A 1,597-nucleotide genomic window follows, 5' to 3' on the forward strand; every position below is an offset into this window, starting at 1 on the left:
TTGCGTCGCCACGATGGAGAGTACAGGTATTTTTCTGTTCGTGGTACACCAGTTCTCAACGCTGATGGTAGCATCCGTGAGTGGGTGGGGTCGCACACTGATATCACTGAGCGCAGACAAGCAGAAATTGCCCTACAGGAAAGTGAGCAACGTTTAGCTTGGCATAGTCGCCATGACAAATTGACAGGATTAATAAATCGATGGGAATTCGAGCAACATTTGGCACAGGCACTCAGCAGTGCAAAGGCTTATAATCAAAGACACTCATTGTGTTATCTGGACCTAGACCAGTTCAAGATTGTTAATGATACCTGCGGTCATGCCGCAGGAGATGAGCTATTACGTCAAGTTACAGCTCTGCTTCAAAAGCAGGTGCGTGCCACTGATACTCTCGCTCGTTTAGGCGGCGATGAATTTGGTTTGTTGCTTGAACAATGTCCCCTAATTCAGTCAATGCGTATTGCCAATGCGCTGCGTCAAAGTCTCCAAGAATTTCGGTTTATTTGGCAAGATAAAACTTTTACGATTGGGGTCAGCATTGGTTTAGTTGTCATTGATGCTGATACCTTAGACTTGTCTAACGTTTTGAGTGCTGCGGACATGGCTTGCTATGCGGCTAAGAATGCTGGGCGTAATCGCGTACACCAATATCAAGCTAACGACCAAGATTTGGCAATTAGTCACGGTCAAATGCAATGGGTATCGCGGCTGAATGAAGCTTTGCAGTCTAATTCTTTTTGCCTTTATTCTCAACCAATTGTCCCCTTAGCTCCATCACTGTCACAAGAGAAGCATTACGAAATTCTGCTGCGTCTCCAGGATGAAACGGGTAAGCTAGTGCCGCCAATGGCTTTTATTCCGGCAGCGGAACGTTATAACCTAATGCATCTCATTGACCGTTGGGTAATCAGTAAGTTCTTTGCTAATCTTGATCAGCACTGTCAGGAAGCTAGGCAATGTTGCCTAGAACTATGCTGTTCGACTATGTACGCAATTAACTTATCCGGGGCAAGTATCAATGACGACTCTTTTATTGACTTTTTGGAGCAACAGTTTACCTTGTATTCCGTCCCGCCACAAGTAATCTGCTTTGAGATTACTGAGACTGTTGCTATTATTAATTTAAGCAAAGCTAGTAAGCTGATTTGGAAACTAAAGCAGCTTGGTTGTTGTTTCGCTCTAGATGACTTTGGTAGTGGTATGTCTTCTTTTGCTTATCTCAAAAATCTGCCAGTAGATTATTTAAAAATTGACGGAGAATTCATCAAAGATATTGTTGACGATCCAATGGATTTAGCACTAACCCAAGCAATCAACCAAGTTGGTCATGCCATGGGAATTCAAACTATTGCGGAATTTGTTGAGAATGATACTATCTTGGGCATAATCACAGCCCTTGGTATAGATTATGCCCAAGGCTATGGCATTGCTAAACCACAGCCTCTTCAATTCAACTCTTGAAGGGTGGGGTGGTCAAAGCAGATTAGATATCTATCTCAAATTTTGCACCAAGCCCAAATTCATACAAAATAGGCGTTTAAGTTAAATTGCTTTCAGGCTGAGCCGTGCTTGAATTATACTTTTCACTTTCTCAAGG

1 protein-coding gene is annotated in these 1,597 nt (G+C 42.9%); it reads left to right on the forward strand.

Features of this window, described 5'->3' with window-relative positions; translation table 11 throughout:
- A partial coding sequence (locus AC2VE5_RS27175) for an EAL domain-containing protein (protein ID WP_486890646.1) occupies positions 1 to 1,461 on the forward strand: 1,461 nt, incomplete at its 5' end.
- Positions 1,462 to 1,597: the final 136 nt, after the last annotated feature.

Source organism: Aliterella sp. E5.1 (assembly GCF_057473825.1).